Origin of the sequence: Actinokineospora auranticolor, from assembly GCF_041897805.1 — a bacterium.
Taxonomy (GTDB): domain Bacteria; phylum Actinomycetota; class Actinomycetes; order Mycobacteriales; family Pseudonocardiaceae; genus Actinokineospora; species Actinokineospora auranticolor.
This window is the reverse complement of sequence record NZ_CP154825.1, coordinates 3,761,014-3,787,366: the sequence shown is the minus strand read 5'-3', so window position 1 is coordinate 3,787,366 and position 26,353 is coordinate 3,761,014. Positions and strand designations below refer to the sequence as shown.

Below are 26,353 nucleotides of genomic sequence, written 5' to 3'. Positions count from 1 at the left end.
GGTGGCAACGGTGGTGTCGCGCGGGTCAGCCGCTGTTACGGTCGCCGTAATTTGCTGTCGGCGACCAGGGAGCGGCTGTGATTACTGGAGAGACTTCCCGCGAAGTCGCGGAACGCGACACAAAAGTGGCAATTCTCGCCGTGGGAAGTTTTGCGCAGCATGGCGAGCATCTGCCACTGGCGACGGACACACTCGTCGCCGAGGTGATCGCCGAACGTTTGGCGGCCGAGTACGATTTGTTCCGGCTGCCACCGCTGACGATGTCGTGCTCGCACGAACACGTGGACTTCCCCGGCACAGTGAGCCTAAGCGCGTCAACGCTGGTCACGATCATCGACGACATCCGGACCTCACTGGCCGAAACCCTCGAGAACACCCGGTTGGTGCTGGTGAACGGCAACACCGGCAACCACGTCCTCGCGAACATCGCCCAAGAGGCGAACACCGCGGGCGCCACCCTGGCCGTGTTCCCCACCGAGCACGACGTGGACAAAGCCAGGAAAGCCGCCAGAATGGAGTCAACAACCCCCGAAGACCCCCACGGCGGCGAGTGGGAGACCTCGATCCTGCTGCACGCCTACCCGGATCTGGTGCGCCCGGGTTACACCGAGGCCGATTTCGACGCACCGGAACGGCCGCACTTCCACCTGACCGGAATGACCGGCTACTCGAAATCAGGAATCATCGGACACCCGTCCAAGGCAACCGCCGAAAAAGGCCACAAAGCCCTGGATTGCCTGACCCAATCCTTCAACGCGGTACTCGACATCCTGAACGACTGAACACAACCGGCGGTCTGCCCGCGGACACCAGGTCCGCGGGCAGGCACCCGACGTCAGCTGCTGCGAAGGAACCGGTCCAGCACCCGAGTCCCGAACTTCAACGCGTCAACCGGCACCCGCTCGTCCACACCGTGGAACAGCGCCGTGAAGTCCAGGTCGGCGGGCAGCCGCAACGGCGCGAACCCGAAACAGCGGATTCCCAGCGTGTGGAACGCCTTGGCATCGGTACCGCCCGAGAGCATGTACGGAAGCGTCTTGGCACCCGGGTCCTCAGCGATCACCGCGGCCGTCATCGCGTCCACCAGCGCCCCGTCGAAGGTCGTCTCGACCGAGGGCAGGTTCGTCACCCACTCGCGCTCGACGTCCGGCCCCAGGATCTCGTCAAGTTCCTTCTCGAACGCCGCTTGCCGCCCCGGCAACACCCGGCAGTCGACCACGGCCTCCGCCACCGACGGGATCACGTTCGCCTTGTACCCGGCGGACAGCATCGTCGGATTCGCGGTGTCACGCAGCGTAGCGCCCACCATCCGAGCGACGGCCCCCAACTTGGCGACGGACCCGTCGAGGTCCTCCTCGTCGAACTCCATCCCGGTGATCTCGGTGATCGCCGCCAGGAACTCGCGCACCGAATCGGTCATGACCAGCGGGAACTTGTGCGTACCCAGCCGAGCCACCGCCTGCGTGAGCTTGGTGACCGCGTTGTCCTCGTGCACCATCGACCCGTGCCCGGCCCGCCCGCGGACCCGCAGCTTCATCCAGGCGATGCCCTTCTCGGCGGTCTCGATCATGTAGGCCCGCACACCGTCCTTGACGGTGATCGAGAACCCACCGACCTCGCTGATCGCCTCGGTGGCCCCCTCGAACAGCTCGGGCCGGTTCTCCACCAGCCACTGCGCTCCGTAGTCCCCTCCAGCCTCCTCGTCGGCCAGGAAGGCGAAGATCAGATCCCGCGGCGGCACCACCCCGTCCCGCTTGAACCGCCGCGCCGTGGCCAGGGTCATCCCCAGCATGTCCTTCATGTCGACAGCGCCGCGCCCCCACACGTAGTCGTCCTGCACCGCCCCCGAGAACGGGTGAACCGACCACTCGGACGGGTCAGCGGGCACGACATCCAGGTGCCCATGCACCAACAACGCCCCCCGCGACGAATCGGCCCCCTCCAAGCGGGCGATGACGTTGCCCCGCCCCTTGCCCCCCGATTCCACGTAGGTCGTCTCATACCCGACCTCCGCCAACTTCTCCGCCACGTACTCCGCCGCCACCCGCTCCCCCACCACGGTGGCCGGGTCCCCGGTGTTGGTCGTGTCGATCCGAATCAACTCGCTGGTCAACACCACCGACTCGTCCTCGGCCACCCGGGTGTCCGCCACCGCGGCCAGTACATGCTGCTGCTCCGTCACCCCGCCTTCCTACCACCCCACCCACCCCCCGACAGCCCCGGTTTGGGACGACCGGACACATCGGCTAAGGTATTGCCCACACCAAGTCCGGGTGGCGGAATGGCAGACGCGCTAGCTTGAGGTGCTAGTGCCCTTAACGGGCGTGGGGGTTCAAGTCCCCCCTCGGACACCAACACTATTCACCCGTGGACTCGCAGTGATGTCCACGGCTTCCTCCCTTGCGTGCCCTGCGTGGTAGTGGATCTCCACTCCCATGTCCAAGTACAGCTTGGCCAGCGCATCCGCGTCGCCGTAGTCGACCACGGCCTGCACGTCACCCAACGAGTCGATCATGGCGTAGATCTCGCCAGCGGTGACCAACCCTGGGTCGAGCGCCCTCCCCAGCTCTGCCGCTGCTGCCTCTCGTTCGGCCTGTGCCTGGTTGATGACCTCAACCAGCGCGGTCGGGTCTACTCCGGCTCCGATGGCGTCCTGGTAGTTCCGCAGCCGCGCGTCCGCGTCCCTCAGCCGCGCCCGTACGGCCTCCTGGTCGTCCGCCTGCGGCCCTCCCTGGGCATCGAGCAGGCGTTGCACAGTCGTGTCGACCTGCGTCGGGTGCAGCAGCTCCGCCAGCCACTCGTTCACGAGGTCCCGTAGTGGGTCCTCCCGCAGGTACACCGTGGGCGGGTGGCTGGCCAACCACGGCGACCCAGGGGCCAACGTCCGCGCCGGACACCGGTAGTACATCCCGTGCTTGCGCGGGCTCCCCTCCATCTTGCGCGAGCACACACCGCACCTGAGATGGCCGCGGAACAGATAGGTGTGTTTGGTCGGCCGCCCGGCCCGCTCCGTTCTGCGTGCGGTTCGCAGTCCGCCGATGGCTTTGCCGCGTCGCCGCAGTTGCGCTTCGGTGGACAGCTCCACCGGAATGATCTCCGGGTGGGCCGGTTCGCGTGACCGCACGACCTTGTCCGGTGCCGCCCGCCGGAACCGGACCACGTGCCCGGCGCTGACATCGTCCGGGTCGAGCAGCATTTCCCGCCGCGTCCAACGCCCGAAGAACGCATAGCCCGCGTAGCGGCGTTGTTAAACAATCCTGACTCGACAGGCGATTACCGGCCCGTGTGCGCACCGATGCATTTGCCGAGAGACCATATGGGGTTTCGCTGTCGTGGTTTCCGCAGTGGATCGTCGAGTGCCCGAGAGGCTTGGGGTGATCGGCTCCGGTAACGGTTGGTGTTGATCGACGATCATCACGTGTGTAGGTCACGGGCCGTAGTCAGGCCATCGGGTGACTGGGGAGAGGTGCGTGTTGGAGGAAGCGTCGGTCGCGGCGGCGGCGGATGACGTGGCGTTGGAGGCGACAGTCACCGGCGCCGCACACAGTGCGGCCTCCCCGCACGCCCAGCGGCTGGCCACCCACGCCTTGGCCTACCTGCGCGACCACCCTGAGGTCAGCGTCGATGAGCTGCTCACGGCCGTCATGCGCCGCTTCCCCGGCCAACGCCGCGAGCGCTTGGCCGGGCTGCTCGACGAGGCCGTGGCCGCCGGTCTTCTCCACCACGACAGTCTCGGAAGAATCAGCGCACCCAACCCCGGTCCGGCCGTCAACGACACCGCCCGCGGTGCGGCTGCTCCTGCCTCGACAGCAGACACCGCGGCCCAGTTCGGGCTCGGCGATCCCGCCGAGGAGCCGCCCACCGGTGCATTCGGCGTCGTCGGGCGCATCGTGCGCGCCGTCGTCGTCGACCTCGAGTCCGTCGTGCAGACCACCACCAGCGACCCGTACACCGACAAGCGGATCTACCAGATCGGCGCCGTCCGGCTCAGCAACGACAGCGCCTGGGTAGCCGAGCAGCCGCGGTTCAGCGCCTACGTCGAACTTCCCGACGACACCTGGGTCATCCGCTCCAAGCGCGTCCGCGAAGCGCACGCCGCGGCGGCCGTCAGCCCGAGGCGTGCGCTGGAGGACTTGCACGCCTACACCGACGGCACCGACCTGATCGTCACCTACAACGGCACCCAGGCCGACTTCCCGCTGCTGAGCGCCACTGCCGCGCGCGAGGACATGCCCGACCTGCGGGGCTCCTACGTCGACGCCTTCTACCTCACCCTCGCCTTCTACCCGACCGCCACCCGGCACGCGCTCGCACCCCTGGCCGACGACCTGGGCATCGACCGCCGCGGGCTGGGCTGGCACGACGCGGTCGACGACAGCGAACTGCTCGCCCGCGTCCTGCGACACTGCGCACAGACGTTCGTGGCGCTGCCCGCCGACCGTCAGGACCTGCTCGCCAGCCTGACCGCCGACTCCCTCGCCTGGACCCTGGTGCGCTCACTCGCCGCCGGGCACGTCGGCGCTCCGCCGGACGAGCTGCTAGGCGACGAGCGCGTCCACACCGTCGCGGAGGTCGCCGGGATCCTGCACTCCGGCCTGGCCGGGCACCTCCCGCGACGTAGCCCCACCGGAGCGGTCGGACGCTCTGCGGTCACGGTCAACACGAGCCTGCGTGGAACCGACGGCAAGGTCGACGTCACCGCCCTCGCCCGGGCCGTCCGTCCTGGTGCCGCGCTGCGCCAACCGCAGACTCAGATGACCCAGCAGATGCATACCTGGGCAGACCAGGCCAGCTCCGGCCTGGTCGAGGCACCCACCGGCACCGGCAAGAGCTTCGCCGTGCTCGCCGTCGCCCTGGACTGGCTCGCCGGCGCCCCCGACCGCACCGCGATCATCACCACCGCCACCAAGCATCTGCAGGCGCAAATGGCTGCCGACGTCACGCGCCTCGAAGCGGCCATCCCCGGGCTGCTCCGCGCCTCCGACGTCGTCAAGGGCAAGGCCAACCGGCTGTCGCTGCGCGCGCTGACCCTGGCGCTGACCGACGCCACCGCGCTGCTCGCCGCGCCGACCGTCCCGCGGCGCAGCCGCAGCGCCGGTCGCAACCACTTCCTTGAGCGCGTCATCTTCCGCGAGCTGCTCGCCTACCTGACGCTGCGCTTGATCGCCTCCACCACCGTCGAGCAATCCTGGACCGCGCACTCGGTCGATCCGGTCGACGTACCGCTGTTCTTCACCGGTTACAGCAACAACGCCGTCAGCATCTGGCTCGAATCGCTGTCCCAGGCCACCAGCGGCGAGTACGAAGCGGTCGCCCCCACACCGCTGGCCGCCCACACCGATGGAGTCCGGGAGGCCCTGCTCGGGCATCGACTCATCCTGGCCAACCACGCACTGCTGCTCGCCCACCTCGACGAGTTGTCCGACCTCGGCCCGGACACCCTGCTCATCCTGGACGAGGCCCACCAGCTTGAAGACAGCGCCACCAGTGCCCTGACCGCCACGCTGGACTACCGCCTGGTAGAAGACCTATACAGCGAGCTCGACAGCTGGACCCGCGATGCTCGGCCGGGCGCCGAACGCGACCAGGTCTCCGAAGGAGTGCGCAACCTCGGCCTGCTGCTCGACCACGAGGCGCTCCCCAAGGTCAGCGGGCAGGTGTTCGACGCGCGCGGCACCGGCGTCGGCACCCTCGTCGGTGCGCGCACCGTCACCCTGGCCAGCCCCTACAGCGGCGCCTGCGGCACCGGACAGGTCCGCTACCTGATGGGCCAGCTTCTGCGCCTATCGGGCATGTGCGACGTGCTCGTCGGCACCCTGTCGGCCTACCGCGGCACGCACGCCACCACCATGGGCTTCTACGACCTCGAACGTCTCGATGCCCTCGTCGTCGGTGCTGCAGAGGTCAGCGCCACCGCGCAGAGGATCGTCGCGGACACCGACGACGCCCTCGGCCTGCCCACCCCCGGCCCCGGCCCGGACGGCGGACCCGGCATGGACGACAACGACGACAGCACCGGCACCGAACCCGACGCCGCAGCGGACGACCTGAGCGGTGACACCGACGAGACGCTGCCGCTCGACCCCATCAGCGAACCCGACCCCGACATGGCCGAAGACCTCACCGGCACGGGCGACGGCGACCCGATCGACCACGCCGGGACCGGCGACGGGGCGGTTCCGGCGTTGGGTGCGTTGCCGCCCGGCACCACCAACCAGGTCGTGTTCGCCGAGGAGGTCGAAGCGCTGCGCGCCGAGCTGCGCCGCTACCGCTTCCGCATCAGCACCAGCCCGATAGAACTGCCCGCCGACAGCACCTGGCAGCAGTTCCTGGCCACCTTCAACCGCACCTACTACGTGTCCGCCACGCTGCGCGTCGCCGCGCAGTGGACCTTCATCCGGACTCGGCTCGGGCTGCGCAGCACAGTCCCGACGCTGCACCTGCCGACACCGTTCGACATGAGGAACCAGGCCGAGCTCGTCTGCTTGGCCGATTTCCCCTCCTGGGCCGAGCAGAGCGACGGCGCCATGCGCACGGTCGCCCATCAGCTCACCGGCTACACCCGAGAGCTGATCCAGCCGGTCCTGGACGAGGACGACGAACCCGAGGACTACAACGCCCGCGGCGGTTACCGCGGCGGCGCGATGGTTCTCACGACCGCCAAGAGCACAGCCGCGGGCATCAGCCAGTACCTGTCCGAGAGCCTGCGACGCGACGGCGACACCACCCCCGTGCACAGCGCCGTCCTCCTCGGCAACCCCCGCGCCGTGCGGCAATTCGACAGCCACACCGACGGCGGCGGCATCCTGGTCGGCACCAAGGGCCTCTGGCAAGGCGTCGACATCGCCGACCCCGACCGGCTGCGTCTGGTCTGGATCAACAAGCTGCCGTTCGCACCGTTCGCCGCCCCGGTGATCGAGGCGCGCCGCGCCGCCGTCTTCGCCCGTGCCGACGCCGCCCACGCCGAAGATCCCGACGCGGTTGCCACCGAGACGTACTACCTGCCGCTGGCCGCGCTCCATCTGCGGCAGGCCGTCGGCAGGCTCATCCGCTCCGAGCAGCACCGCGGCGTCGTCATCATCAGCGACCGCAAGCTCGCCGGACACACCGCCCTGCGACGCGCCTATCGCAAGACGTTCCTGGGCAGCCTCGATGCCGACCTGCTGCGCACCGACCCGCTGACCGGTGAGCGTGCCGGCGGCAATGTCATGTCGATGGCCAAGGCCTGGGCGCGTATCTGGGACTTCTATGCCCGCAACGGCCTGCTCGACCCAGCCCGCGCCAGCGAGCTGTCCACGCCGCAGGCGCTGCTCGAGCACACCGTCCTGCCACAGACCCTGCGCATCCGTGAACTCACGCTGACCGTCGAGGACGTCGCGCGGCACCGGGCACGCGGAACGCTGGTTGACGAGGTACTCAAGCGGTGCGCCCAGGTCGGTGGGTTGCTCAAGCTGTCCGACACCCCCACCGAACTCAAGAACTCCCAGCAGGCTGTCATCACCGCTGTTGCCGAGGGCCGCAACGCCCTCGGACTGCTACCGACCGGCTTCGGCAAGAGCTACTGCTTCCAGCTGCCCGCGCTCGTGCTGCCCGGCGTCACCCTGATCATCAGCCCCCTCGTCGCGCTCATGCACGACCAGGCGCTCGAGCTCAACGCCAGCATCGGCGGCGCGGTCCGCGCTCTGGTGGCTCCGCTGCGGGAGAGCAGCAGTCGCGCGGGCAAGACCGAGATCGCCGACCAGCTGCTCGGCCGCGTCGACCACCACATCAAGCTCATCTACGCCAGCCCCGAACGCTTGGGACAACGGCGCTTCCGCCAGATCGTCGCCGAAGCGGTCCGCACGGGCGTGATCAGCCGCATAGTCATCGACGAGGCGCACACAGTCGTGCAGTGGGACGACTTCCGCCCGTCGATGCGCCGCGCCGCGCAGTTCCTGGCCCGACTGCGTGCCGACCACGGGCTGACCATCACCGCGCTGACCGCGACCGCCAACCGCACCGTCCACACCGGGCTGCGCAGCCAAGTGTTCGGCCTCGATGCCGACATCCCGGCGGTCAGGAGTGCCGAGGCACTCGCCGAAGCCAGTGCGGCCGGGCCGACCGGACTGGTTACCGTCCGGGAGAACCCGATTCGGCCTGAGCTGGCGCTGTTCCGCCGCTCCATCAGCCCCGCCGGGCCAGCCGTCAACGCCGGACTAGCGGAAGAGGTTGTCGACCACATAGCGGACCACGCGATCTTCTACTGCCTTACCGTGCGAGACGTCGTCGCGCTGCACGCCCACCTGCGCGACTACGTCGGTGACGGCAACGTGCGAGTCCGGCGCTTCCACGGCCGGCTCACCGAGGCCGAGAAGCATGCCGTCATGACCGAGTTCCGCGAGGCCCCCCGGCGCGGAGACGAAGGGTTCGCACCGATGCTCATCGTTGCGACCAGCGCCTTCGGGCTCGGCATCAACCGGCCCGACATCCGCACCGTCTTCTGCGTCAGCACCCCCACTGACCTGTCCCAGCTGTACCAGCAGGTCGGTCGTGCCGGGCGCGACGTCGCCGGATCCGCCACCACTGACAGGTCGCCAGTCGACGGCACCGCAGCGAGTACCCCAGGAGTAGCCCCGACGCCGCCGGCGAACGTCGGGCTTGCGCTGCTTACCCCGCGCGGGCTGCGCACCGCCCGCTTCATGACCACCAGCGACCTGCCCCCGCCGCTGCTCGCCCGGATGGGAGAGGCTGTCTTGGCCATCCACAGCGGCGTCCTGGACGCCAGCACCATCGCCGACCGGCTCATCGCCGAAGACGTCGACGCCTGCAGGCTCAGTCGCGATGACGCCGCCAAGTCGCGCACCAGTGAGCAATACACCTCCGGCGTCGTGCGCGCGTTCTCCGCCCTGTCAGCGCTGGACGTCGTCGACGACCTCGGCGACTTCCCGCCGCTGTGCGCTATCAAACCCGGCGAGCTGCGCGGCAACGGCGACCGGGATACCGACCCGACCGAGCAGGCCGTCGTCGATGCGATCCTGGCGCTGCCGGGCCGCAGCGACGACCGCGCCGGCCTGCACCGGGCCCGGTTGCACGTCCCGAGCCTGCACCGGCACCTGAGCGCGACCGTCGAGCACTACGCCGACCTGGCCGACGACCCGCCCAGCACGTGGCAGCTGCTGGCAGATCTGCACGACCGAGGCGAGCTCGATGTATCCGCAGCACCCAGCCGCAAGCTCGTCACCGGCATCGCGGTACACACTCGGACGCTGCCTGCCGGGTACGCTGGCGCGCTGGCAGGCAAGGCAGCGCGTGCCGCCGAGGAGATCCGGCTCCTGCGCGACTTCTTCACCGACCGCAACACCTGCGCCAACCAGAAGTTCGCCGACTACTTCGGCGTCGACACCCTGCCCGACGGGTGTTGCAGCACCGCCGCGAACCGATGCTCCGCCTGCTGGGACAATGACACCACCATTCCCGTCGGGCAGAAGCCACCCGCGGTTGGTGACGCGCTCAACATGCCCAAGCCGCGGCTGGCTGGCGCCCGCACCGACAGCGGCGTCCGGCGAAAGCGCCTCGACGAGCAGGTGTACCGGCTGGTCTGGGCCGACTACCGCGGCGTCCACGCGCGCGACGTGTGCCGGGCACTGCGCGGCGAGGACTCCTATTACCACCCGACACGTCGACGTCGGGTCCGCCTGCGCCACAACCTAGTCGTGTCCCGCTACTTCGGCGCCCAGCACATGGTCAAGCTCGACCAGGTCGAGGACAGCCTCGCCCGGCTCGAAGCCGACGGTCGCGTGGTGCCGCTCGGATACGGCAAGTGGCGCGAGCGCGGGCACGCCGACCGGGCCGCCGCCGTGGCCGCTCGCGCCGCCACACCGGTTCCCGCCGGGACTGCGCCATGACCCCCACCACCCGCCCGGATGCTGTCGCACAGCGGCAGCTCGCACCGCCCGTCCCCGAACAGGGGCGCTCCGCCGCAGCCCGCCCGTGGCGCCCGTACGCCGACGGTCCGCTGCTGACACCGGCGATGGCGTTGGGGCCCGAGCACGTCCCGCCGGGCCAGATGCAGGCGATGCGCCGTTACCTCGGCGCGCTCGTCGCCATCCGAAACACCCCGGTCCACGTCAACGTCGCCTTCAACGCCTGCTACTTCGGGTACGACCTGACCACCGGCTACGCCGGCGCCGCAATGGACCCGGCCAGCTTCCCCACCGTCGCGCTCGGCCAGACGATCGACGCGCTGCCCGTTGGGGCTCTGATCAACGTGGCGTCCGGCGGCGACCCCATCTGGGCAGAAGTCGTCTACAAGGAAGGCGCCCACCCCTCGCTCGAGGACGACGGCGCCGTGCCGTCCTGGCTGTCCGGAGCACCTGCGGGTGCGACCGGGCCGGCGCAGACCGAGCTGCACAGCCAGCCGGTCCTGCACGAGCGGCTCGTGCTCGACCTCGACGTCTTCGGGCTCGCGCCGACCGCCGCGCAGATCGCCCGTCTCACCAGACGCGGCCGGTTCGACGAGTTCGGCCACCTGCTCGTCGGCTCCCGCTACGCCACCGTCGAACTCGCCGAGCTCGACGACACCGGCTTCTACCGGCACTACCTGCTCAGCGCTGGCCGCGACCTGCTGTTCAACACCGCCGCACCCACGCCTCTGCCGCTGCTGCTCACCGAGGACGCAGGACCCGAACATCACCAGGCAGCGCTCGAGGGGCTGTTCGCGACCGTGACCGCCGCGCTCCGCGAACTCGACACCGTCCGCATCTGGCAGTCCTATGCCGTCTCCCGAGCCGGACTGTCCGCCCGGCTACGCAGTGGCGACGCGCTGGGCGCGGACGACATCGCCTCCCTGGCTAGCGCCACCGCGCGCAGCGCGCTTCCCGACCAGAGCCGCAGGCTTGGCGCGGCCCGGCAGGTGACCTACACAGCCCTCGGGTCGAGGCTGCGCTGCGTCAACGGCAGCGCCATCCCGATGCACGGAGCCGGATACGCCAACACGGTCCTGCACGCCAACCTCATCTTCGCCGACTACCTGCGCGGCGACGCCGAGGACGGACTGCTGTTCGACCGGGTGCACCTGCGCTTGGACGACTCCTGGCAAGGAGGTGGGATCTGGCGGGCCGAAGCACCCGGCAGCGCTCATGCGCTGCTCGACCCGACCATACCCCGCGGCTTCGGCTGGGCGGAGACGCTCGCCCCGCCCGCACCACCTGCCGCTGTCGAGCCGCCCACTCCCGAGCCGGAACCGGAGGACGAGCTCGCCGTCAGCGACTCGCAGATCAGCTGGACCGTCGCGCTGCGCGCCGAACACATCGACACCGGAGTGCTCGCGCTGCCGCGGCCTGCCGCGCACATGCTGGTCGGCGACCGGCGTGACGGCACTTGCATGCGCCTGCTGCTCAACCACGACGGCCACCAGCTCGATGTCACCGACGCCACCCAGATGGCTACCGCCGACCTGCACGGCTCCCCCGCGGTGCTGTCCGGTGTGTCCTGGCCGATGGACTTCTTCCCCGGCATCCTGCTCACCGTCACCTGGCCGCGCAACACCGCCACGCTGCGGATCACCAGCACGCTGTTGGACATGCCCGTCACCATCGACGACGAGCTCGACATCGAGCACTGCTACGACCCGCGTATCGTCACTCGGGACGCCCTCGACCGGACCAGCGGCGCCAGCGCCACACTGGCGCAGCGCGTCCTTCGCGCCGTTCGGCGCCTCGGCCTGCTCGAACCCGACGGCGTCGCCCGCCTGGCACGGGATCATCTGGCCCAGCAGGTGTACGGCAGCAGCACCGAGCAAACCGAGCGGGCCATTGACGTGGTCGTCGCGCAGCTGCGGGAACGCGGAACACTCACCCAGGTCACCGGTTCGCGTACCGCCGGGGGAATCGCGTTCCCGGCCGTCGCCGGACAGCCGGTCGTGCCGCTGCTCTGCTACACACCCACCGTCGTCGCCGGACCGACGCGGCCGCGCAGGTTCACACGGCTGGACGCGCGGTTCGTCGGCACACACGCCGTCACAGGCTTCCTGCGCCGCATCGAGCACTTGGGGCACAGCGCAAGCCCGCACGCCCGTGCCGCCTACCGCGAATACCGGGCGCGGCACGGGTTGGCCGGTCCGGCCGAGCTGCCCGAGGGCTGGACGTTCGTACGCCCACACGAACGCGGGAGCTGAGTCCCGACGCGAGCCGATCGCGACACGCGGCCGCACTCCGGGTCCCGTGGCGGGGACAGAACGCCCTGGTTGACCGCGAGCCGCACACCTGTGCGAACTCTTTTCCAGCTCACCCACTGCCGACAGCGAACCACCGAGGAGATTCATGGCGCGCGCCCGATCAGACTGCCGCGACGACGCGTACGCCGGCTACATCGTCCGGGCGTCCATCCGCGACACCGACGACGAGCTCCGCACGGCGCTCGAGCAGCTGGCCGACGCGCTGAACACGATCGACCGGCCGATCAGCGACGTCATCGAGGCGCTGACCACCCGGGACGTCCTCAATGCCCTGTCAACCTTGCCGATCCGCGCCCGTCAGCCCGCTCTAGAGCCGCTCGGCATCCATCTGGCCCCCAAGTCGCTGTCGCAGGGGCTGTGCCGCGACGTCGTTGGCAGGCTGCGGCGCGCCGAGGAAGCCACCGCTCGGCACGCGGCGTTCCATCTGACCTCCGGAACGCTCTACAAAAGACTGTGCACCCTCGCTGTGCGATCCACCGCCACCGCGGGCGAACCGGATGAGCGCAGCTCGGACCAGGACAGCGACGAGCTTGAAAGCCGCTGGACACCCGTCCTACTGCGCTTGGCGCTGTGGTCCGCCGTCGCCCAAGACGTGAGGTCAGCCCGCGTGTGGGCTTGGGCGGTCGAACAGCCCTGGTTCGTCCACGGCGCGATCGACACCTCCACCGCCGCGAAGATCCGTACAGCAGCCGAGCGGGTCATCGCCCACTCCGCTCCCCTTGAGGGCCACGGCGACCAGCCCGTCGCCCCGGTCGATTCGCCCAGCCAGCCAGCCGAAGCGCCGGAGGACAGCAAAATCCAGCCCAATTCCCACACCTTGCCGGAGAGCACGCCCGCGGCCGCCACCCGCACCCTCCGCCCCACGGACCCGCAGGCCTCACCCACAGCAGCTCCGGACGCTCCGGCCGCCGCCGAGCAGGCCCTGCAGGCCGCCCGAGAGTGCTTCGCACTGGCCGTCGCCTCCGCCGAGCACATCCTGGCCGACCTACGGGCAGGCCGTGGCCCCGGCGACGACGACGTCTTCGCCGTCCGCGCCGCCCAAAGCACCTACAGCCACGCCTGTTCCGCCGTCCGGGAGGCAGGCGCGGAGGACCCGCCTGCCGCGTCCGACGACCGGCCGACGCTGGATGAGATCGCCCAGATGCTGGCTGTGCGCACCACGCGGGACGCCGACGCGCCGCTGCGCCAGAGCGTCGCCGCGGCAGCGGACATCACCAGCGACGCCCCTGGCATCTCCGAGCATGTCGCCCAGCTGAGGAAGCTCTCCGCGGAACTGCTGGCGTCGAACAACTGGACTGACGCTCAGCGAGCGTTGGCGCTCGCGATCGCGGCACTGGTCGACCTGGTCCGCGACCCGCAGGCCGCGCCGGAGACCTGTCTGGAGCTGCAGGCCCGCATCAGCGGAGCAGTGGCCTCGCTACCCGCTCTCGCCGTGCTCGGAATGCTTGCGGGCCGGCTGACGTTCGAAGCGCCCTCCAGTGGCACGGATCCGTCAACCGAGCAGGACCCGCAGCCGCCCACCGGGCAGGAGCCGACGGCTGTCGCCGCACCACCGCCGCCCGCGACCGTTGCGCTGACGCAGCGGACTCCCGCCGCTGATGTCATCACCGACACGACCAACGCCGGCGGGCGGACCGAAACCTCGGAGTCCGACCAGGCCACGGTCGCGGCAACCGACCCATCTGCCCGGGCCCTGGGCAAGTCCCCCAGCACCGCCACTCCGGCCGCGCCCGCGGAATCCGGGTCGACCACGACCACCGCGCGGACCAGCGGAGTCCCGAAACAACCCGGCTCGCTGCTCGCCAGTGCACCGACCGGCCCGCACACCGCTGCTGAGCGCGGCGCAGAGCAGAGCGACACCGGTCAGAGCAGTGCCGAGCAGCACGTGCCCACCCCCGCTGACGTCGAGCGGGCCGTCACCGAACTGGTGGCCACCTGCCGCTACGGTCTGGCCTCCCACCTGGCTGCCCGAGCCAAGTGGGATGACACCCGCGTCCTCACCTTCCGGATGGCCGGGTTGGCCCAAGCGGTCCGCACCGACACCGGCCCCTGCGGCGCCCTGCTGCGCCAAGAGTTGGCCGACCTGGACAGCAACCAGGTCGCTGAGGACAACGTCAGTCTGCTCATCGCCGTCAGCAGCCTCGTGCGCGTCGCGCTCGTAACCGGCGAGCCCACGGCGGGCGCGCTGCTCGGCGAGCTCAGCAGCCGACTCGACCCGCACTTGGCGAACATCGCCGACGAGATCGGCAGGCGCGCGCTGCGCGGCGTCCTGAACGCCACCCCAGCCCGCAACGTCCTAGCCGACGTCAGTGACGCCGAGCGGGACCTCAAGTTCATCGTCGACCAGGCAGGCACAGCCCGGCGGTCCCGGACAATGCGCTTCAAGCGGGGCAGCGACATCGCCAAGCGCTGGCTCGACAGCAACGGCGTTCTGGGGCGGCTGCTGGACATCGTCGTCGCCAACGACTCCGGCCGCCTCGTCGAGGTGCGGAGCGAGGTACAGCAACTGTCCGACCCCTCGGTCCGCGAGCGGCACATCGACGAGCTCGACGCCTACTTCCGCGGGCACAGCGGCAAGCCGATCGAAGGAGCTGGACGACAGGACCTGCACGCGCTGATCCTTGAGACGCTGCGGCTCGTCCGCGGCTGGATCGAGTTGACCGGCGCCCTGACCCGCACCGGCCGCGACGAGTGGACCACTGGAGAGGTCGCCGACATGCGCAGCGCGGTGCTCGCCCAGCGCGACGCCGCCCTGCTCGCTCTGCAGGCGCAGACCAAGGCCGCCGACCCGCTGCTGGGTGCCGCCGCCCAGGCCGCACACGCCAGCCTGCGGCGCACCTTCACCATGCTCGACGGCATCGAGCCACTGGAGGCGGGCGAGCCACAGGTCACGGTCGCGCTGGACCTCGAGCTGCTCAAGGCCGACGACGTCGTCGTCACCGCCGACCGCACCCTCGAGCTGCGCGGCACCGACCCGCTTCCCGCGCTCATCACCGCTGTCACACGCGACTGGACCGAAGCGTTCGCGCTGCAGCTGCAGCGCGAGAACTACCCCGCCGCGCAGTACCTGCTCGAGATGCAGGACAGCGGCGTCCTGGCCGACGACGCCCTCGGCGATGACGCCCGCGGCCGCTACACCACGGCGCTGGAGCGCAGCAGCGCCGAGTTGACCGCCGAACGCAACACCGTCGACGCCGACCTGCGTCGCGCCCGCCGCAGCAACGTCGTCACCGAGGAAGCGGACGGCGAGCTCACCGCACTGCTGGCCAGCGCCAACCCGAACCGCGGCGGCAACCTCGGCCAGGTCCGCACCACCCTCGCCAAGATCAGCAGCCTGCTGCCCGCCTACCGTGAACAAGCCGCGCAGCGCCTGCGCGACCGGCTCGCCGCGCTGAACATCGACGCCGAGGAGCGGGCCCGCATCAGCGACCCGATCGAGAAGGGTGACCTGCTCACCGCCGAGGAGCTGCTGTACTTCCAGGACGTCGGCGAGCCCGTCCCTCGTACTGACCACAGCAGGCGCGACCTGCGCGCGTTCTTCCCCGCCATCCCGGACGCGCTGCCGCAGGGCATCACCACCGAGCTGGTCACCGCCGTCCGCGAGCGGACGAGTTGCGCGGGCAGCGACGTGCTCGACTACAGCCACCTGTCGCCTGACGCCGCCGAGCAGATCGCCGAGGCGCTCGGCGCCTGGCGCCAAGCCGCGACCGCGCCGGTGACGGTTAGGCGCAACTTCACCGAACGCGACCTGCTGCTGCCCGCGATCCGCCTCATGGGCTACGAATGCTCCAAGACCCGGCGCCTGGACGACATGCCCAGGAGCAACGAGCGCCGGTTCATCGAGATCACCGACGTCCGGCCCAACAGGGATGCGCAGATCCCTGCGTTCGGGAGCAAGCTCGGCGGAAGACTGCGCGTCCTGCTCGTGTGGGGCCAGCCCACCGAGGACGTGCTGATGACCTACGCCGACCACGACCAGTCCGGCGACAGACTGCTCATCGCGCACTTCGGCACCATGAGTGCCGCGGCGCGGGCGAAGTTCGCCGCCCGCGTCGAGCGCACCGGCGGTCCCGTAGCGATACTCGACGACGCCGCCTTGGCCTACCTCGCCGCCCGCGGCAACCGCCAGCTCGGCGTGGCCATGTCGATCCTGATGCCGTTCGCCGCCGTCAACCCCTACATCCGGATGAAGCGCGGCGCGGTCGCCGAGGAGATGTTCTACGGACGCGACCTCGAGCGCGTGCAGGTCATCGACCCCGACGGCACGCAGGTGCTCTACGGCGGCCGCGGTCTGGGCAAGTCCGCGCTGCTGCGCTACGCCGCTGAGAAGTTCGAGTCCTCCGCCGAGATCGGACAGCGCATCGCGATCTACCTGAGCCTGGACTCGGTCGCCGCCGGTGCCGCGTTCAGCAAGGACGCGCTGTGGGTCGGGCTGCGCAACGAGCTGATCAAGCGCGAGGTGTTGCCCGTCCCGACCCGCAAGGCCAAGAACACCGGCAACGTCTACGACCAGGTCCGCGCCGGGATGCTCGACTGGCGCAACAAGGACAGCCGCAACCGGCTGCTTATCCTGCTCGACGAGTCCGACCAGTTCTTCGAGGCCGACGCACCTGCGTTCCTGGACACCAAGCGGCTGCGCGATATCGGCGTTGTCACCGACAACAACATCAAGGTCGTGTTCGCCGGCCTCCACTCGGTGCAGCGGTATGCCAAGAGCGCCCGCAACGGCCCGTTCAGCCACCTCGCGCAGCGCCCCACCGTCATTGGGCCGCTGCGCCCGCAGTTCGCCGCAGACCTGCTGACCGTTCCGCTGGGCGTGCTCGGCTACGAGTTCGCCGACGACAACCTCGTCAACCGAGTCCTGGGCTACTGCTCCTACCAGCCGTTCCTACTGCAGATGTTCGGCCACCGGCTGGTCGAGGCGTTGCACGCCAAGCGGCGCGACGGCCTGGCAGGCGACCAGCCGCCGTACGTCATCACCGACGACGACGTCGCCGCGGTCGAGCGCAACCGCGACCTGCGCGCCGACATCACCTCGGCGTTCCAGGACACCTTGAACCTGGACCCCAGGTACAACGTCATCGCCAACGTACTGGCCGACCACGCGTTCCGGTTCGGCTTCGACGCCCGCCTGCAGGACGCGGACTTGCGCGAGGAGTGCCTGAGCTGGTGGCGCGCGGGCTTCGAGTCGCTCGACAGCGAGAGCTTCCGCGCCTACCTCAACGAGATGGACGGCCTCGGGGTCGTCGCGCCGAACACCGACGGGCGCGGGTGGCGGCTGCGCAGCCCGAACGTGCTGAACATGATCGGCAACCGCTCCGAGGTCGAGCGGCAACTGCTCATGGCCGAGTCCGAGTCGGTGCCCGAGTCGTTCCTAGCACTGGAGGGCAGGCCGCAGTTGTCCGACGGCAGCAGCGCGCCGCTGACCGCCGCGCAGCTCGACGACATGCTCGGCGACCACAGCACGCACGTCCGCGTCGTCGTCGGGTCGCGCGCCACCGGATTGCACCGGGTCGACGAGGCGCTGCGTGAGATCACCAGCAAGGCAGGCGACTTCGACATCCCGCCGATCAGCGGCAGACGCTCGTTCGAGGAGGAGCTGCGCGGTGGACGGGCCGGACGGCGACGAGTCATCATCGCTGACCTGACCAGTGTCCGACCGCAGGCGTCGGCGCGCCTCGAGGCGCTCGACCTGGCGCGCACCCGCGTGCCAACCGGGGCGGGCGTCACCCGCGCGGCGGTCCTGATCTCCAGCCCGGAGCAGGCCGAGCTGTGGGACAGCGCCTTCGAGCACGGCGTCGCCATCGCGCTACGCCGCTACGACGAGCAGACGCTGCGGGTCTGGACGATCACGCGGCAGATGTTCAGCCACGACGAGCGTCTGCGGCGGCTGTGGGACCTCACCGGCGGCTGGCCGACGCTCGTCGAGCGCGCGGCCACCCTCGCCGACAGCGACGGCGCGCAGGAGCCCACTGCCTTGGACGAGCTCGAGGCGTATGTCAACAGCTCGACCGGTCACAGCGATCTGCTCGACGGTGTCGGTCTCACCCACGACCCCGACCTGGAGCGCGCCTACGCCTCGATCGTCGCGCTCGTCGACGACCAGAAGGTCAGCCGGGCCGACCTCCAGGTCGCCACCGACATGGACGGCTCCGCCCGAGCGGTCGTTGAACGGCTGCTGGCGCTGCAGGTGTTCGACACGCACAGCGACGGCTCGTACAGCGTCGAGCCTCGCCTACTCGCTGCCTGGCAGGCATCGCAGACCTGATCGGGTGACGCATCCGGGCCGATACGGCCACAGCAGCCCCGACCCCGACGGTCGGGGCTGCCGGCTTCGTGAGGTCTGATGCAGACCTTCGATCAATTTCCGCTGAAAGAACTCGAAAGGACGATCCGCGGACTTGTCGGATAGGCGCGTTACCTCAAGATCACGTCAGAGAAGCCGCGCCTGCCCGGGCTCTCCGCCACAGTGGAGTCGCCCGGTGGAACGGCACCCACGTTGCCGCGGCCAAGTCACCTGCCCAACCCGCACTTGTGGTTGTCATCGGCCACCCCTCACGCGAGCGGCGCTGCTTCACGTCCCGTGCCCTATCCGAGCCCGTGCCAGGGCTGCGCGCCGTCCCTGCATTCCATCGCCTGTGTCGGGGGGTACGAGGGATCTGGCCCGCGTCATCGGTCCTGGACAGGTCCAGGTGTCGTCGCGCCGCTGGTGGACGGCAGGGGGCCGCGACTGGTCAGGGATCCTGGTTACGCGTCATTGATGTCTGTGGGTGGGGTATTGAGATCGCAGTATGAGTAGAGCTCTGTGCGGCCTGGGTCGGCGTTCTGTGGAATGTCTTGCAGTGGGACGACCCAGGTGCCGCGTTCGCCTGGTGAGCAGGATGGGCTCGGCGGTGGCTGTTGTGGGCTGCCCGCCGCGTTGCCCTTGCCGTCAGGGGGGAGGAGGTCGCCGCCGACGATGTGGCCGTTGGCGGCGCGGAATATTACGGCGGTGCGGCGGCTGGACAGCGCTCGGCAGTTGGTTGATCGTTCCGTGTATCGGACCGCGTCGGCGGGTGGGGAGGCGTTGGCCCGGTTGATCGAGTCGTAGGTGTCTGTGGTTGGGGTGAATCCGCCGAGGGTGCCGTTGGGGAGCCAGGTGGTTGTTCGGAGGTCGACGTCGGCGGAGATCACCTTGTTCGTCGCGGTGACGGGGATCAGTGGACGGCCTACGCCTACTTGTTGACCCGGTAGGATCACGGGGATCTCGATGGTCGTCGTGGGGCTCTCGAAGGGGCCTGGCGGTAGGCCGTTGACGGAGACGACCACTTTGAGGGTCAGCCTGGTTCGATACGCGATGTGGTTGCTGGTGTTGCGCAGGATGGCCCCCATGCTCGCCAGGCCTGAGGATGAGATCCCTTTTTCGACGACCTCGATTCCACCGCCGCCCGGTGCGGTGGTCGCCAACGTCGGTTGCTCTTGGACCGAGTTAGGGATATCGCATGACGTCGACGCGCCGGTTGACAACGCTACCACCGTCACTCCGGCCGCGACGACCACCAGTGTGACGACGGTCAACAGCACCAGTTTGCTTTTTATCATCCGTAGTATCGCGTTTTCAGATCGTGCACCTTGGCCTGGAAATCCTGGATCAACTTAGTGGCCGCCTCGGAAACGCCCGCCGTGAACCGGTCTTCGGATATCTCGCGTATGGTGCCAGGTTTGATGTGAACCGAGAAATTCTCCATACCTATCGCGGTTATCGCAATACGGGCGTCACTCGACCCGCCGATCGCTTCGACCTTGGCGCGATCGGAGAAGAAGCGCGAGTCGTGCAGGTCGTCGACGTCGACAGTCAGGTTTGTCCCATCGATCGCCGCGCGGTACTGCCGCTGCCACCCGACCCACAGCAGACGGGCAGCGCCTGCCAGCGCCCTTTCCAACGTCGGTTCGCCGATGAACTCGTAGACACCTTCGTCGAACGACACCGTGATGGCTGTCCGCAAGCGCAACTCGGCTTCGATGTCCGCCCCGGGTGCCCGGACGCATACCCTGATGCCGTCCAGCCTCTCGGCCAAATCCGCCACGGTCTTCCTCCCGCCCTAGTCCGGCCTGCCCATACCGCTGCCTCCGGTGAGGTCGCGGTCGCTCATCCCGGCCAAGCTCGGGCGGGCGGCGACGATCTTGTCCTTGTTCGCCCGCACGGCCTCGGCCAGCGCCTGTGCCTTCTGTGCGATGTGCCCGCTCTCGACCTCCTGGATGTACCTGGTGAGCTCGTCGACGGCCTGCCGCATCGAGTTGACGATCGTATCGACCGAGTCTCCCGACGCCGTGAGACCCGCCACGCTCGCGCCACCCACGGACGCGGCGGCGCCGATCGCCGCCAGCGCCACGACACCCCCGGTCGCGGCCGCGACGAACACCCCGCCGATCGAGACGACCGCGGAGACCACCGAGAACCCGAAACTCCACTGGTTCTTGCCACAGCCGCCGGCGTTGTCGAGCGCGTTCTTGGCGTTCTCCGCGATCTTGTCGATGTCGTCGCGCGCCCTGACCCACAGCTCCCTGTGCGCTTGGAGGACGCCCTTGAGGGTGGACAGCACCGTGAACTGGTTCCCGGAGATCGTCTTGAACGGGTCGACGAAATTGGCCTTGAACGCCATCGCGGCCTCCCCGTTCCAGCCCAGGAGGTAGCCGCCGTCGGTCGTCATCTTGTCCAGGTGCGGGTTCGCCAGCGTCACGTCCTCGCTGAGGTCGGTGTTGCTGACCGACCCGGTGTTCAGCCTTGCCATGGCCGCGTTCACATCAGCGATCAGCGGATCGTATCCTGCCGGATCGGGCAACCTGAAGAACGGTTCGAACATCGGCTCGATGAACCCGTATCGCTGGTTGAACTGCTCACGCTCGGCGCTCCCCGGGAATCTTCTCCCCTTTTCCTGAGCGAGCTGCTGCATTGAATATTCAACCGCTTTGTCTTTGATCTCTCTGGCGTGTTCCATGAGTTGATCGAAGGTCATATCTTGCCGCTCAATTCCGGGTCGCTCTGCGCGCGGCGGTGCAGCTCATCGCGCGCCACCTCGTCGGTCTCCGCGTAGCGCGACGCCGCCCTGTCCAGCGCCGCGGCCGTGTCGTCCAGGTTGGTTTTCGTCTCCTTGAGGTAACCCGTGACGGTGTCGTGCAACTCGAGATACGCCTGGTAGACCGGTCCGAGGGTGCCGCCGCCGAACTGCTCAGGGCGTTGCAGGACCTGAGCCAGGTCGCTGCGGAGACGCTCACAGGAACCGATCGCGTCGGCGTAGTCTGCTGCGATGACCGGAAAATCCACCTTCGCGACTTTTTCCAGTTCGTACAGATCCACGCCGAACTCTTTGCCCTGGTGAACCACGTTCCTCCTCGTCGCCGGATCACTCACCTCGAAGGCGACAACGACGAGTGGACCCGGCCGCGATCTTGTCGGTGATGACTTGAGCGTAGCCGACATGGCACCACGAGGTACCGGAATTGCCGAAACTCCCACCGAACCCGGTGACTCGAAACACGCGAGTCGGATGGCGTTCGCAACAGCCGATGAGCAGGGTGACGAATTGCTCGGCGGCCTCGTAGCGGACAAGCCTGCCGCGAGCATCAGTCGGGAGAAGCGGTCGCCGAGTGATTGGTTGACCTCGGCACCGCCACCGAGCACGGTGCGCACGAGGTCGGCGTTGACCCGCCTGCGCAGTGCGCAGGGTTCCTCGGCGCGGTAGCAGTTGAGCCCTATGTCGGTGAGTGCAGCGGTCAAGTCCGCCACTCCGGGGTCCAGGTCGCTGACCACGGCCAGGCCCTTGTCCATGGCCACCAGCGCGACCTCCGCGACGGCCTCGCGGAACAGCGTCCTTGTCGCCGAAGTGCGCGTACCGAGTCGGCTTCGCCGTCCCCACCTCGGCCGCGATCTGCTCCACGCACGAACCCGTGTAGCCGTGCGCGGCGAAGACCCGGAAGGCGGCAGCGATGAGGTCACGGTGCTTGTCGATGCGGCCACGCGGGCGCCGAGCAGGCGGGTTCGCGGTGGTCATGGCGCCAGCCTGCCGATGAGGTCGACAAGCTGGGTGCGCTCGCCGTCGTCCTCTCCCACACGAGCGAAGGAGCCGGAGTCGGCTCCACACCGGTCGTTGTCGCGTTTCGCCTTGGGCGTCTGGTTGCTGCTCGCTTACAGCGCGCACGCGCTGCGCGCTGATCGACCTCGCGCTCTTCCGCTCCAGGTCGTTCGCCGCTGCGGTGAACGTGGGGTGACCGGGGCGGTGCAGTTCTTGAGCGTGTTTTTGGTTCTCCTGTTCTACCAACTGGTGCGCGACTTCGACATGCTGCTGGCGCCACTGGGCGTGGGGTGGTTCGCTGACAGGCTCAGCGACAAGGTCGACACCCGCGCTCTGGGATCCTCCGGGGGCGCAGCGATCGCCGCGGCGGCGCTGGTCCTGGCCCAGGTTGAGGCGGGCAGCGGCCTGGTCGCACTCGCCGTGTGCGTGCTGCTGACCGGTCTAGGCCTCGGCTTCGTCGGTGCGCCGACGATGGGGTCGCTCTACCGGGCCCTACCCGCGGAGTCGACTTCGCGGGGCACGTCCGCGCTCTCCATCGGACGGTGTCGCCCGGTACTTCCCCTTTGCCGCTATATACCCAACGCGCTGACGGACGCCCGCGACTCGACTTCCAGGCGCTCACGCCGAACCAAGCACGAGCCGCACACGTGACCAGCCGCATCTCGCTGGGTCAACTCGTGCCCGACAACTACGACGTCTCCGCCCCCGCCTCCGGCGGCTACCTCGTGGGCCACTGAGCCAGGAGGTCCCCGTCATCGCACTCCCCGGCTGAGCACAGCGACGCGATGACCGACTCGGGGGTGGGGTCATGCACGGTCCGGTCGGTGCGCTGCCCGCTGCGGACAGATTGTAGGTATGGTCCTGGTTCGCCGTATCCTTCGTGCCAGACATGTTGCGGGACAGGGCGCCCAGGCCCGACCCGTGTCCGGGTCGACGGCTACCTGGCAGGTCCCGATGGTTGACGCGATCGGCAGCGGTACTGTCCGACACGAGTCGGCGACCGCAAGAACCGGGCCGAGGCTGAACAAGTTGACCGCGGCGCCGAGGCTGGGGTGACCACCGCCGCAGGCGGTGAAGGTGAAGCAGACGGCCTTGTACGCAGCGGTCAGCGGCACGCCGCGACCGTCAGTCAACCAGCACCTCGGCATCGACGAGGGCTCGCCGAGCCGTTGACGGTGAACGCGGAGGCGGTCGGAGGTGATGGTGCGAGGCCGTCGACGGGCCGCACGGCTGGCGTCCGCACCCCTGCGGCGAGAGTGGAAGCCACCGTGACGTTGCCCGTACCAGCGATCCTTGTGGGTTTGGTGTCGGTGTCGAACTGGTAGGCGTAGTTGGCCATCGGCTGCGCGGGACGAGTCGTAGGACGACATCGGCGGGGAAGCCGGTGTCTGGACGGTCGGCAGGAACTTCCCACCGAGCGGTCGGAACGAGGTCGCCTGCGGAGTTGAACGCCCCTATGGCCGGTGCCCGCCTGCGGCTCCACGGCGTCCGCAGTGGGCACACTCCGTGGTGCGTCAGAGGTATCTGCGCGGCGTCAAGGGGGCGAAACCCTGGCGTCACACCGCGTTCAGCTTTCAGGCGTCGGTAAAACCGGTGGATCGACTGCGGCGGGGACGGCCCCCGGCGCACCTGGTGGGAGCCTGCTCGGCCATCTCGCCACGCCACCGATCACACCGGCCTCGGCCGCCCTCCGCACCCGGTTCGGCGACCGCGTCCACGTGGGCGGACTCCCGCGACCGCTGTCGCGGGAGGCTGTCCGCCGCTTCCCTCGGCCGTCTGAATCGACACCATGCGTGCAATCGTGTGAATTCCAGCGACGGCCACCGAGGATGTTCCTTCGAGGACCTCCGCGTGACCAGCAGATATGCCGGCGATTATGCGGTGAATTTTTCTGAGGAGACGCCCCAACAACTGTTGATATCACTGTGACGCAGGTCACTCGCCCATGTTGGCCTGCGGGCCGTCTTGTAGAGTTCCCTTTGTCGAACCATGGGGCTAACTGGGGAAGTCTTCACGGCTGGGGTTTCTAAAAATTGGCGTCGGCCAGGGTTTCACCCTGCCCTGAAACATTCGGCGTTTGAATTCTGTTGTTGATTGCAAGTCTTCTTGTCTACAATTTTGGAGGTAGTGCGAGATGAACTTCCGCAAGGCCATGGCGGTTGTCATCGCCATGGCGAGCATGATCGCGGCGTCCACGGTTGAGGCGCACGCGGTGACCGGTCCCAACGTGGGCGCGACCCAGCTGTCCGGGGCCAAGGTCCACGCGCTGGTGGACCCGGGGACGGCCAAGGGCATCCAGCGGATGACGACCGCGGAGGCCGTCGCGCCCGTCGAAAAGGCGGTTGACCTGGTCAATCGTGGCGTCGTCCAGCTTCACCTCGGTGCGGGCAAGACCGCCGTGACCACGCGGGCCCAGGCCTACGCGGCGGGCAACCTGACCTCGGTGCGCATCCCGGTCGAGGGCAGCGACATCATCGCGCCGTCGAACGTGCTGGTCTTCTTCGGGGCCGACGGCACGCTGCGGACCTACCTGGAATCGCAGTTCTCGCCGCTCACCGCGGATTCCGGAAAGGTCACCGTGTGGGCCGACGGGAAGCTGCGCGGCGTCAAGTACGCCTACAACGACGGGACCGTCTCCGACACCCCCAGTACTGGTTCCGGCGAGGTCATCGCGCAGAGCTGGTGGGGCCGGTTTTCGGACTGCCTGAACAGCATGGGCGTTGCTGGTTGGATTATTAACGCGATTGGTGCGGTTTGTGCGATCGCCTGCATCATTACCGCAGGCGCGGGCTGTGTCGCGTGCGCGCTGACCGTCGCGGCGGGTCTCTCTTGGGAGTTCACCTACTGTGCCGCGAAGGCCGACAACGGCTGATCGAACGCTACCGAAGGGAGCGAGTAAATGAAGTCGAAGATGTTCACCTCAATAGTGTCTGTGGCCATGGCGGTGGTCACCGCGGTGACGGTCTCCACCACCGCGAGCGCGGACACGGTGACCACCGCGTCCGGCGCGGACGAGTCCGTGTTCCTCACCAGATCGGCCCCGGCGAGCAGCCCGCTCGGTGTGGCGATCAACAAGGTGCAGGACAGCTACGCCCGGGTGACCCGGGAGTTCGACACCTCGACCGCGGAAGCGGCGCAGGGGTTGGCTCGTCGCGTCGAGTCCGAGGTGACCGCGGGGACCATCGGTCTGCACGTGCCCGCGGGCACGACCCTCGCCTACGGCGCGGCCAAGGGCTACCAGTCCGATCGCGCGTCGATCGTGATGATCCCGCTGTCGCACCCGAGTTTGGTCGCGCCGTCGGTGCTGTCGGTGTCGTTCAACGCCAACGGTGCGCGGCAGAACTACACCGAGACGCAGTTCCAGCCGCTCTCGGCCGACAGCGGCAACGTGTTCAGCTGGACCGACGGCGCGCTCAAGGTGAGCAAGACCGCCTACTCCGACGGCCGGGTCACCGAGGTCGGCGCCGCGCCCGGCAAGAGCGCGCTCAACAGCGTGGAGTCGTCCTGGTTCGACCGGTTCCTGGACTGCATGAGCCGCATGGGCGTGTCGAGCTGGATCATCGCGGGCATCGCCGTGATCTGCGGCGCGGTCTGCATCGCCACCGCGGGCCTCGCCTGCACGGCGTGCATCGTCGCCGCGTACGGCTCGCTCGGGGGCGTGGTCAGCTTCTGCGCCGCCGAAGCGGGATGACGGTGAGCACGGCTTGACGTGATCGGAGGTGCGGGTGGGCGCACAGCCCACCCGCACTGGCCTAGTCACGCGGATCCACCGGAGCGGAGTTCCCGGCCGGGAGTGGGGCCGGGTCGTCGAGCATGCGATGGAGGGCTTGGACATGATCGCGGAAGCGGCGCTCACCCAGCGGGGTCAGACGCAACCAGGTCCGCGGCCGTCTGCCGACCGTGCCTTTGCGGATCTCCAGGTAGCCGCTGTCCTCCAACGCCCGCGAGTGCTTGGACACCGCCGAGTCGCTCAGCCCGGTGGCCTCGCGGGCGACCGCGAACTCGACCCACCCCGGCCCCGCCGACAGCGCCGCGCACAGCGAGAGCCGCGGCAGCGCGTGGATCACCGGGTCCAATTCGGACATGG

Annotated in this window: 14 protein-coding genes, 1 tRNA gene and 1 pseudogene; 8 read left to right on the top strand and 8 right to left on the bottom strand. The window is 68.9% G+C overall.

Annotated elements, in window-relative coordinates; translation table 11 throughout:
- Positions 1–77 precede the first annotated feature (77 nt).
- On the top strand, positions 78–782 hold the full coding sequence (locus V5P93_RS16920; protein ID WP_104479802.1) for a creatininase family protein: 705 nt from the start codon (positions 78–80) through the stop codon (positions 780–782).
- Between the two features lie 53 nt (positions 783–835).
- On the opposite strand, the gene V5P93_RS16915 is transcribed toward V5P93_RS16920, so the two are convergent.
- Positions 836–2,182, bottom strand: coding sequence for a M20/M25/M40 family metallo-hydrolase (locus V5P93_RS16915; protein WP_245931335.1), 1,347 nt, complete (start codon positions 2,180–2,182; stop codon positions 836–838).
- 85 nt (positions 2,183–2,267) lie between these two features.
- Between V5P93_RS16915 and V5P93_RS16910 the strand changes: the two genes are divergently transcribed.
- Positions 2,268–2,354 (top strand) — tRNA-Leu (locus tag V5P93_RS16910).
- On the opposite strand, the gene V5P93_RS16905 is transcribed toward V5P93_RS16910, so the two are convergent.
- Complete coding sequence (locus tag V5P93_RS16905) at positions 2,333–3,196, bottom strand: recombinase zinc beta ribbon domain-containing protein (RefSeq protein ID WP_104479801.1); 864 nt, start codon at positions 3,194–3,196, stop codon at positions 2,333–2,335. The two genes, V5P93_RS16910 and V5P93_RS16905, sit on opposite strands and share 22 nt — an antisense overlap.
- Before the next feature lie 274 nt (positions 3,197–3,470).
- Between V5P93_RS16905 and V5P93_RS16900 the strand changes: the two genes are divergently transcribed.
- The 3 genes from V5P93_RS16900 (at position 3,471) to V5P93_RS16890 (ending at position 18,482) form a co-directional block, all read left to right on the top strand.
- Positions 3,471–9,884 (top strand): DEAD/DEAH box helicase, encoded by a 6,414-nt coding sequence (locus tag V5P93_RS16900; RefSeq protein WP_104479800.1) that lies wholly within the window; start codon positions 3,471–3,473, stop codon positions 9,882–9,884.
- Entirely contained in the window at positions 9,881–12,154 is a 2,274-nt protein-coding gene (locus V5P93_RS16895) for a hypothetical protein (protein ID WP_146108062.1), read from the top strand. The genes V5P93_RS16900 and V5P93_RS16895 overlap by 4 nt, the downstream gene beginning before the upstream one ends.
- A 145-nt stretch (positions 12,155–12,299) precedes the next feature.
- The gene (locus V5P93_RS16890) at positions 12,300–18,482 is read left to right on the top strand and encodes a hypothetical protein (protein ID WP_104479798.1); all 6,183 of its coding nucleotides are present in this window, start codon (positions 12,300–12,302) and stop codon (positions 18,480–18,482) included.
- A gap of 479 nt (positions 18,483–18,961) precedes the next feature.
- On the opposite strand, the gene V5P93_RS16885 is transcribed toward V5P93_RS16890, so the two are convergent.
- From V5P93_RS16885 to V5P93_RS16865, 5 genes and pseudogenes are all read right to left on the bottom strand, one after another.
- Positions 18,962–19,777 (bottom strand): hypothetical protein, encoded by an 816-nt coding sequence (locus V5P93_RS16885; protein ID WP_146108061.1) that lies wholly within the window; start codon positions 19,775–19,777, stop codon positions 18,962–18,964.
- Between the two features lie 14 nt (positions 19,778–19,791).
- On the bottom strand, positions 19,792–20,280 hold the full coding sequence (locus V5P93_RS16880) for a hypothetical protein (protein WP_104479797.1): 489 nt from the start codon (positions 20,278–20,280) through the stop codon (positions 19,792–19,794).
- Positions 20,281–20,295: 15 nt separating this feature from the next.
- Positions 20,296–21,192, bottom strand: coding sequence for a hypothetical protein (locus V5P93_RS16875; RefSeq protein WP_146108060.1), 897 nt, complete (start codon positions 21,190–21,192; stop codon positions 20,296–20,298).
- Between the two features lie 14 nt (positions 21,193–21,206).
- The gene (locus tag V5P93_RS16870; RefSeq protein ID WP_245931347.1) at positions 21,207–22,028 is read right to left on the bottom strand and encodes a WXG100 family type VII secretion target; all 822 of its coding nucleotides are present in this window, start codon (positions 22,026–22,028) and stop codon (positions 21,207–21,209) included.
- Positions 22,029–22,071: 43 nt separating this feature from the next.
- A pseudogene (locus V5P93_RS16865) lies at positions 22,072–22,245 on the bottom strand (helix-turn-helix domain-containing protein); the annotation flags it as partial.
- A 213-nt stretch (positions 22,246–22,458) separates the two neighbouring features.
- Here V5P93_RS16865 and V5P93_RS16860 point away from each other — a divergent pair.
- The 3 genes from V5P93_RS16860 (at position 22,459) to V5P93_RS16850 (ending at position 25,957) form a co-directional block, all read left to right on the top strand.
- A complete protein-coding gene (locus V5P93_RS16860) occupies positions 22,459–22,917 on the top strand; it encodes a hypothetical protein (protein ID WP_104479795.1) in 459 nt (152 codons plus the stop codon).
- A gap of 1,483 nt (positions 22,918–24,400) precedes the next feature.
- Complete coding sequence (locus tag V5P93_RS16855; RefSeq protein ID WP_104479794.1) at positions 24,401–25,138, top strand: hypothetical protein; 738 nt, start codon at positions 24,401–24,403, stop codon at positions 25,136–25,138.
- A 66-nt stretch (positions 25,139–25,204) separates the two neighbouring features.
- Entirely contained in the window at positions 25,205–25,957 is a 753-nt protein-coding gene (locus tag V5P93_RS16850) for a hypothetical protein (RefSeq protein ID WP_104479793.1), read from the top strand.
- A gap of 61 nt (positions 25,958–26,018) precedes the next feature.
- Here the strand turns inward: V5P93_RS16850 and V5P93_RS16845 are convergent, their stop codons facing one another.
- On the bottom strand, positions 26,019–26,351 hold the full coding sequence (locus V5P93_RS16845; RefSeq protein ID WP_104479792.1) for a transcriptional regulator: 333 nt from the start codon (positions 26,349–26,351) through the stop codon (positions 26,019–26,021).
- Positions 26,352–26,353: the final 2 nt, after the last annotated feature.